Raw genomic sequence first — 7370 nt, forward strand, 5'->3', positions numbered from 1 at the left:
CCCCCCCCCCCCCCCCCCCGCCCCCCCCCCCCGCACCCCCCGCCCGCCCCCCGCCCCCCCCCCCCCCCGCCGCGCCCCCGGCCCCCCGCCCAGGCTGGCTTCCGCTGTTGCAATCACCTCGGCCTCGTTCAACAGGGGCACAGTGCGGGGATCGCGAACGCCACGGGAGGAGGAAGCATTGCCAGCTTCGGTAACAGGAGAGGAGACCCCCGACAGGGCGCGCTGGCCGAAGAGGTAGCCCAAACAGGCACTCAACACAGCTGTCAAGAAAAATGCGCTCAGCCAAAACAGCGCTCCCAAGAATGTGGAGGTGAACTCTTGCGCTGGCCTGACCGATCTCCGCAAAGGATGCTCACTCCTGCGACGGACTTGCTCTACCCATGATACGAAAGCGACGAGGAGCTAGGGATGCTCCGCTGGCCCAGAATCTTGGTGTTCTTGCTGCTGGGCGCGGAGAGCGGCGCTATCGAGGTTGGGCAGCCGTTCCCCCAACCACCAGCCTGGATCTTCCCAGCTCAGGGATCCCAGCCACTTGGCAGCGCGATCCGCCAAGATCAGTCCTAACAAAACAGGAGCGGTGGTGATCCCCAGCGCCAGGCTTAGCCAAAGGGGCGGAGAGGCTTGCGAGGTGGCTGAAGAAGTATTTTGGGCAGGGGAAGATGCCGGTTTAGGATCCATCATGTCTGCATTCTGAATCGGGACTTGTCAACCTACCCCTAGTTGAATCGATCCTCATCCTAACTCCAACCTTACGGAGCTAGAAGCTTTTGCTTAAACTCAGCTAGTGCTGCCAGAGTTTCTTGATCCAGGGGTCGACAAAGAAGAAGTGCTGCTTGACGTATTGCTTCAAGAGGCCAATCCCACCAGGCAAGCTGGCTGAGCTGTTCGATTACCTCGGGTGAGAAGCGGTAGCGAACTACTTTGGCGGGCACACCGGCAACAATTGCATAGGGCGGGACATCCCTTGTCACTACTGCACCCATCCCAACAACTGCTCCGTTTCCAATCGTCACTCCTGAGCGAATCATAGCGCCATGGCCGATCCAAACGTCGTGTCCAACTAGAATGTCTCCTCGGGTCAGAGGGTGACCTTCCAGAGCACGCAGCTCACTCCATGACTCAGGTAGGTGAGTGAAAGGATAGGTAGTAGCCCAGTCAGTGTGGTGCTCGTAGCCTGCAAAAAAATGTATCTCTCGTGCAATTGAGCTACAGCGGCCAATCTTTACCTGCGAAGGTTCTCCCATCCCATGAACGAAGAACTCATATCCATAGCTTAGAGAGCCAATATTAATCAAGGGAAACGGTTCTAAGCCCCTATAGGCAAAGTATGTTCTCTCCTCTAGTTGTGGGCTGTGTTGAATACAGATAAGTACAGAACCTCAGTTCCCTGGATTGGGGCTTGCCAAGGTAAAACGTAAGCCTTAAGTAGAGTGTGCCCCAACTCCGCGCAGGAGTCTTCAAGTCTTACATTTCGAATCAAGCTGGAGGCAGTAGAGACTACCCAATACTGAGCTAATCTAACGATTGACTTCCATCCCAATGCCTAATGTCGATTGTACTTATCTGTGGCCCTGCCCGCTGTGGCAAGAGTCGGCTGGCGGAGAACCTAGCCGCGGCTTCTGCCCTGCCGGTCATCTACCTGGCCACCGGGCCCAAGCCCGACCCTGAGGCCGACCCGGAGTGGGCGGAACGGGTTCAGCGGCATCGGCAACGGCGTCCTCCCACCTGGCAAACCTGGGAAACCGGGCCCGACCTGGGGGCCGACCTGCAAAAGCTGCCGCAGCCCTGTTGTGCTCTGGTGGATTCGCTGGGGGGCTGGGTGGCGCAGGGCCTGGAGTGTTCCCCTGAGGAGTGGGATCCCTTGGCGCAATCTTTCTTGACAGCGTTGCACAGCTGCCGAGGAAAGGTGATCCTGGTCTCAGAAGAGGTAGGCTGGGGGGTGGTACCTGCCTATCCGCTGGGGCGGCGGTTTCGGGATCGGATGGGAGAGCTCACCCAAAAGCTGGCCCCGCTGGCGGAGCAAGTGCTTTTGGTTGCGGCTGGCTTTGTTCTTGATCTCACCCAGCTGGGGATCCCGCTGGCAGGGGTGAATAGCCCAGAGCTGAGATAAGCTGCAATGGGTTGATGGTATCCGCGGATAGGGTTTCTCCCTTGCGGAAGCCCTCGCCTGGATCGAGACTGGGTTAAAGCGATTGCTTGTCGTCGTGCCGATTACCTTCTACCTGCCCGCCAAAGCCATTCAAACCCTGGATTTAACGCCGGGCCATGAGTTGGTGAAAACCTTGATGGCGGATCCCGTTCGCTCCGCTCAGCAGGTGCAATGTTCCATTGATTGGCCGCGCAGCCCCGACGATCCGCGCGAGCTCTCGGAGATCCCGGAAGTGCGCCTGTGGTTCATCCGCTGGGATACGGTTTACCCCTGGATGCCCTACTTTCTTGACTGGCGCAGCGGCGAGCTGGCTCGCTACGCCGCCATGCTGGTGCCCCACCAATTCAACCCCCGCGAAGGGATCGTCTATAACCCCGAAGCACTGGAGATCTTCGTCTATCAGAAGATTTTCGTGCTGATGCGCTGGTTTAAGCAGCAGAAACTGGGATCTGTCTCGATGCTGCGGGACATGGCCTTAGTGTTTGGCTTCGAGGTGCAACCCGAGTTTCTGAACCTCTGGGAAGCCGAGACCGGAGAGCCATGAGAGTGATGGTAGCCGACACCTGGCCTGGAATCCCGGCAGCAGCGGCAGTGGCAGAAGCCTGGCAAGAGGCGGTAGAACGTCCCTGGGGGCTGCTCCGCGTGGATCCCAGCCCTTCTGAAGCACAGCTCAAGGTCCTCTGGCAACAGATTGCTGCCTGGGAAGGGGAAAGGGATCCCCTGCTGGTAGTACCTGGCACCCTAGCTGATCCGATAGGGCCCGGCCAAACCTGGGCCGACCTAGCTGCTGCCTGGGGGTTCAAGGTACTTCTGACGCTGCCCCAGGAAGCTGCCCTTAGCCAGGGAGCTGCTTTTGCGGCCTTGCTTCACCAAGCCAAGACTCACTGTCTGGGATGGGTGTTGCTGGAATCCGCATCCGGCTCCTCCCTAGAAGAACCCCCCTTGGTCTGGCAGTTGCAGGCCCAGCTAGGGATCCCTGTCCTGGGCAGGAAGACGGCGGCAGGGCAAATTTCTTGGAGAGCAGAGATGTGGGATTTGCTTTCAGCAACGCTCAGCTCCAGCCTGTGGGCACCCCTTGCTTGAGGTTCTCCCCTACCTTCTTCTTTGATAGGTGCCCATCAGTTGGGCCTGGGCGAGGATGTGGCCTGTCATGGCCTGTAGCAAGGCCTCTTTGGTGGCCCCTGGTGCTAAGGCCAGTTGCCTGTCCAGGGCGTAGAGGGTGAAGAAGTAGCGGTGGGTGCCGCTGGGAGGGCAAGGGCCGCCATAGCTATTGCGTCCCCAACTGTTTTGCCCGTGGACGGCCCCCTGGGGCAGGTCGCTGTCGGAGCGGATCCCTTCTGACAGACTCGTAACACTGGCGGGCAAGTTGTAGACCACCCAGTGGACAAAGGTGCCTCTAGGCGCGTCAGGATCATCCATGATTAGGGCAAAGCTTTGGGTTCCTACAGGTGCCCCCGACCAAGTCAAGGGGGGAGAAAGATCTTCTCCTTCGCAGGTGTAGCGGGAGGGGATGGGTTGTGAGGGGGCAAAAGCGGAGCTAGTGAGCTGCAAAGTTGTCGGCGTTGGCGTCGGTGTTGGCATAGAACCAGAGCTTCTGGAAACTTCAGCAGATGGCGAAAGATTCCAGGACGGAGAGGGTGGGATTCGAACCCACGGTGGCTTGCGCCACGGCAGTTTTCAAGACTGCTTCCTTAAACCACTCGGACACCTCTCCCAGGGATCCCTACACGCAGATCTCTACTGATTTTAGGTTGTGCAATTGCCGTTTGGGCAGGGGCGGGGGGTGTTGCTTCAACGGAGGGGTTGTCCTGGGGGAGGGGATCCGCTATAACCCACCTGAGGGATCCCTGGCTACGGATGAGAGGAGACTTTTGCCCAGCTCAGGTGCAACTTCTGGCTTGGCTAATGCTAGCCTTGCTGGCTGCCTGTCGCCCCTTGCCAGAGCCACCTCCTTCCGAAGCTGTCCCGCTGGATCCGGTGCTGCGCCACGTTGGCGAAGATGGCACCCATTTTGCGGCTTCCGTGGGCGATACCCGCGCCCTTCCTCCCCACTTCCCACCGCAGTTGCAGTTGCCCGAAGCCGCCGTCCTCTCTTCCGGGCAAATCTGGGATCAGGAGGGGGGGCTGACCTCCTTGCTCTTGCAGACCTCTCAGCCTCTGGAGGAGATTGCCGCCTACTACCGTCGTACCCTCTGGGGCCGGGGCTGGGATCTCCTCTCGGATCTGGAACAGGCCAACGGCATCCGCACCCTTGTGTTTGAGTCTCCCCCCCACCCTGAACAGTCCCTGCACCAGGCAGTCATTCAGGTGGGATCCCCCCGCCGCGGGCCGGATCAGGTGGAGTACCGCGATATCTTGATTTTGCTGAGTACCGTTGCCCCTGTCGGCAAAGCGCAGCCTGCTGCTACAGCCTTTCCTTGAAGCATGCCCGTCTATACCCAAGCAATTGAAATTGCCGCTGACGTGGCGCGGGTGGAGCACTGTCTCATTGACCCGGAGCTGATGCGGCGCTGGCTTAACCCCCTTTTGGGCTGCGAGGCCCTGGGATCCCCTACGGGGCAACTGGGCAGTCGCTACCGCTTTTTCCTGCGCCTGCCTCTCATTTCCCCCAGCCTGGACTGCGTGATTACCGAGCGGGCCGAGGGTCTGGTGCAGTGGCAGTTTGAGGGGTTTTTTCAGGGCACTGACCGCTGGGAGTGCCGCCCCCAGGCGTCGGGAACGCTGTTGGTGAACCGCTTTGAGTTTTCCATCCCCAACCCCTGGGTGGCGGCGGGGTTTTACCTAGTGGCAGCAGAGCTAACCCGGCACGACATGCGGGCACAACTGCGACGTCTAAAGGCAGTGGCCGAGGCTTTGGGTTAGGCTGGTGGCAGGTAGTAAAGAAACGTAAAAAATGGCAATGACCAGCAACAGCGGCCTGTTCAACCGTCGCTTTTTCGACAACTTCATCCCCCAGCCGGCCAACAGCCCTCTGCAGATTGGCGAGCTGGCCCCCGACTTTGAGCTGCCCAATGTACACGGGGATCCCGTGCGCCTGTCGGACTACCGCGGCCACCAGCCGGTGGTTCTGGCTTTTACCCGCATTTTCACAGAAAAACTCTTCTGCCCCTTCTGCTACCCCCACATCCAGGAGCTGAAGGCCCGCTACGAGGAGATTCGGGCCCTGGGAGCAGAGCTGCTGATGATTACCAGCACCGACCCGGTGCAAAGCCAACAGATCCAAGCCGACCTGCAACTGCCCTACCCGCTGTTGGTGGATCCGGAGTGCAAGACCTTTCGGCTCTACGGTGTCGGCCAAGCGATGGGGGCGCCCCTGCCCGGCCAGTTCATTGTGGATCGCGAGGGGAGGCTGCGCTATAAGCACCTCTTCTCCTTTGCCGAGCCCAACGCCAGCACCGACGAAGTGTTGCGGGTCTTGCGGGAGGGGCTAGCCAGCGGCTGGGACGGAACCCGCCGGGTGGCTCCCGTGCCCTTTTTCTAAGCTGTCTCTAGGCAATTTCGGCAGAGGAGGGAAAAGGGGTGGTCTTTGCGCGGCTGGCTCAGAACAGCGCCCGGCAGGCGGAGATCCTGGAAGTAGTCCTGCGCCACGGCTGGGACTACATGCGGCGCTTACTCTCCTTGGGCAAGGCGGAAGAGCCGCAACTGCCGCCGCCGATGGTGCTGCGCAACATCCTGGTGGATCTGGGGCCGGTTTATGTGAAGCTGGGCCAGTTGCTGAGCACCCGCCCCGATCTGTTGCCGCGGGAGTACATTGAGGCCCTCAGCACGCTGCAGAGCAATGTGCCCCCCGTGCCCTGGAAGGCAGTGGAGATCCTGCTGCGCCAGCAGTTGCAAAAGCCCCTGGAGCAGGTATTCAGCAGCCTGGACACGGAAGCAGTGGCAGCGGGATCCATTGCCCAAGTCCATCGCGCCCGCCTGCTCAGTGGCGAAGCGGTGGCTCTCAAGATCCAGCGGCCGGGTTTGGAGGCAATAGTAGAGCGGGATACAAAGCTCATCCGCAGCATTGCTGAGCTGGTGGCGCAAACGGAGTTCGGTAGGCTAACAGACGTGGTGGCCTTGGCCAATGAGTTTTGCCGGGCGCTGCAGGCGGAGCTGGACTTTACCCAGGAAGCCCGCCACACGGAGCAACTGCGGCAACACCTGCAGGCCAGCCGTTGGTTTGACCCAGCGCAGTTGGTGGTGCCGCGCGTCTACTGGGCGCTCACTACCCCCAAGGTGCTGACGCTGGAGTGGATCGAGGGAAAGCCCCTGCTGGAGGCGGATCGCAGTGACGCCGACCCGCAGCAGATTGCCCGCCTGCTCACCCGCGCCTTTTTCCAGCAGATCTGCCTTGACGGCTATTTCCACGCCGATCCCCACCCCGGCAACCTCTTCTACCTGGGATCCGGTCGCGTGGCCCTCTTGGACTGCGGCATGATTGGGCGGCTGGATCCCCGCACGCAGCAGATTGTGCTGGAGCTGATTTTGGCCATCGTCAGCCTGGATGCCCAGCGCTGTGCTGAGCTCACGCTGGAACTGGCTCTGCCGGAAAGTCCTAGGGGCAGCCCGCGGGATCCCGCCGTCAGCCTGGCCCAACTGCAGAGGGAATACGAGCGCCTCTTGCGCCAGTACTACACCCTGAGCGTTGCCGAGCTGGATTTTAGCGAGCTCTTTTCCGAGATCCTACAGGCGGCGCGGCGCAACCAGATCCGCATCCCCGGCAACCTGGGACTGTGCGCCAAGGCCCTGGCCAACCTGGAAGGGATCGCCCGCCAGCTCACCCCAGACTACAATCTGCCGGAGCAAATTCGCCCCCTGATGGCCGATGTGTTTCGGCAGCAGTTGCTGGGGGATGCCCCCCTGCCCTCGCTGCTGCGCACAGCCCTGGATCTCAAAAACCTCTCGCTGCAGTCGCCGCGGCAACTGGAAGTGCTGCTTAGCCGCATCACCTCCGAGACCCAGCGCTGGAACCTGACGGTGCAGGAGCTGGAAGGCCTCCGCACCAGCCTGGACCAGTCGGCCAACCGCCTCTCCTACAGCATCCTGGTTGGATCCCTGATTATTGGCGCTGCCATCATCTCGGCGCAAACCCAGCGCTTCCAGGTCTTTTGGCTAAGCGAGCTGCTCTTTGGCGCCGCCAGCCTGCTGGGGCTGTGGCTCATCCTCAGCATCCTGCGCTCCGGTCGCCTGCGGGGCTAATCCCCTACGCATCTCGTGTTGGCAAAGCAACACAAAAACGGTA

11 protein-coding genes and 1 tRNA gene are annotated in these 7370 nt (G+C 60.7%); 7 read left to right on the top strand and 5 right to left on the bottom strand.

Features of this window, described 5'->3' with window-relative positions; translation table 11 throughout:
* The 3 genes from NW863_RS11695 to NW863_RS11705 form a co-directional block, all read right to left on the bottom strand.
* The coding region (locus NW863_RS11695; RefSeq protein WP_414366531.1) for a hypothetical protein at positions 1–255 on the bottom strand (255 nt) is incomplete at its 3' end.
* Between the two features lie 147 nt (positions 256–402).
* Positions 403–681 (bottom strand): hypothetical protein, encoded by a 279-nt coding sequence (locus NW863_RS11700; RefSeq protein WP_414366533.1) that lies wholly within the window; start codon positions 679–681, stop codon positions 403–405.
* A gap of 68 nt (positions 682–749) precedes the next feature.
* Positions 750–1244 carry a CatB-related O-acetyltransferase gene (locus NW863_RS11705; protein ID WP_414366547.1) on the bottom strand — a complete coding sequence of 165 codons (495 nt, stop codon included), beginning with the start codon at positions 1242–1244 and terminating at the stop codon, positions 750–752.
* Between the two features lie 302 nt (positions 1245–1546).
* Here NW863_RS11705 and cobU point away from each other — a divergent pair, with 302 nt between their 5' ends.
* The 3 genes from cobU (at position 1547) to NW863_RS11720 (ending at position 3232) form a co-directional block, all read left to right on the top strand.
* A complete protein-coding gene (gene cobU / locus NW863_RS11710; protein WP_414366535.1) occupies positions 1547–2110 on the top strand; it encodes a bifunctional adenosylcobinamide kinase/adenosylcobinamide-phosphate guanylyltransferase in 564 nt (187 codons plus the stop codon).
* 82 nt (positions 2111–2192) lie between these two features.
* Complete coding sequence (locus tag NW863_RS11715; protein WP_414359814.1) at positions 2193–2693, top strand: CRR6 family NdhI maturation factor; 501 nt, start codon at positions 2193–2195, stop codon at positions 2691–2693.
* Positions 2690–3232, top strand: coding sequence for a hypothetical protein (locus tag NW863_RS11720; RefSeq protein ID WP_414366537.1), 543 nt, complete (start codon positions 2690–2692; stop codon positions 3230–3232). Before NW863_RS11715 ends, NW863_RS11720 begins: the two co-directional genes overlap by 4 nt.
* Before the next feature lie 9 nt (positions 3233–3241).
* Here NW863_RS11720 and NW863_RS11725 read toward each other — a convergent pair whose 3' ends face one another.
* Together NW863_RS11725 and NW863_RS11730 are read right to left on the bottom strand one after the other, a co-directional pair.
* Entirely contained in the window at positions 3242–3730 is a 489-nt protein-coding gene (locus NW863_RS11725; RefSeq protein ID WP_414366539.1) for a YbhB/YbcL family Raf kinase inhibitor-like protein, read from the bottom strand.
* Positions 3731–3778: 48 nt separating this feature from the next.
* Positions 3779–3863 (bottom strand) — tRNA-Ser (locus NW863_RS11730).
* Between the two features lie 143 nt (positions 3864–4006).
* Between NW863_RS11730 and NW863_RS11735 the strand changes: the two genes are divergently transcribed.
* From NW863_RS11735 to NW863_RS11750, 4 genes are read left to right on the top strand one after another with little or no spacing between them, the layout of a single operon-like run.
* Complete coding sequence (locus tag NW863_RS11735) at positions 4007–4570, top strand: hypothetical protein (RefSeq protein WP_414366540.1); 564 nt, start codon at positions 4007–4009, stop codon at positions 4568–4570.
* A 3-nt stretch (positions 4571–4573) separates the two neighbouring features.
* Positions 4574–5011, top strand: coding sequence for an SRPBCC family protein (locus NW863_RS11740; RefSeq protein ID WP_414366542.1), 438 nt, complete (start codon positions 4574–4576; stop codon positions 5009–5011).
* Positions 5012–5042: 31 nt separating this feature from the next.
* Positions 5043–5630: a peroxiredoxin family protein gene (locus tag NW863_RS11745; RefSeq protein WP_414366543.1), complete on the top strand. Its 588-nt coding sequence runs from the start codon at positions 5043–5045 to the stop codon at positions 5628–5630.
* A 38-nt stretch (positions 5631–5668) separates the two neighbouring features.
* Positions 5669–7327, top strand: a complete 1659-nt coding sequence (locus NW863_RS11750) for an ABC1 kinase family protein (protein WP_414366545.1) — start codon at positions 5669–5671, stop codon at positions 7325–7327.
* Positions 7328–7370 lie beyond the last annotated feature (43 nt).

Origin of the sequence: Synechococcus sp. B60.1 (assembly GCF_047462555.1) — a bacterium.
In the GTDB taxonomy this organism is placed as follows: Bacteria; Cyanobacteriota; Cyanobacteriia; order Thermostichales; family Thermostichaceae; genus Thermostichus.

Excerpts from the sequence above, each read along its gene's own strand:
- NW863_RS11700 (WP_414366533.1), bottom strand. The coding sequence starts at position 681 with ATGATGGATCCTAAACCGGCATCTTCCCCTGCCCAAAATACTTCTTCA.
- NW863_RS11705 (WP_414366547.1), bottom strand. The coding sequence starts at position 1,244 with ATGGGAGAACCTTCGCAGGTAAAGATTGGCCGCTGTAGCTCAATTGCA.
- cobU (WP_414366535.1), top strand. The coding sequence starts at position 1,547 with ATGTCGATTGTACTTATCTGTGGCCCTGCCCGCTGTGGCAAGAGTCGG.
- NW863_RS11720 (WP_414366537.1), top strand. The coding sequence starts at position 2,690 with ATGAGAGTGATGGTAGCCGACACCTGGCCTGGAATCCCGGCAGCAGCG.
- NW863_RS11725 (WP_414366539.1), bottom strand. The coding sequence starts at position 3,730 with ATGCCAACACCGACGCCAACGCCGACAACTTTGCAGCTCACTAGCTCC.
- NW863_RS11735 (WP_414366540.1), top strand. The coding sequence starts at position 4,007 with ATGAGAGGAGACTTTTGCCCAGCTCAGGTGCAACTTCTGGCTTGGCTA.
- NW863_RS11740 (WP_414366542.1), top strand. The coding sequence starts at position 4,574 with ATGCCCGTCTATACCCAAGCAATTGAAATTGCCGCTGACGTGGCGCGG.
- NW863_RS11745 (WP_414366543.1), top strand. The coding sequence starts at position 5,043 with ATGGCAATGACCAGCAACAGCGGCCTGTTCAACCGTCGCTTTTTCGAC.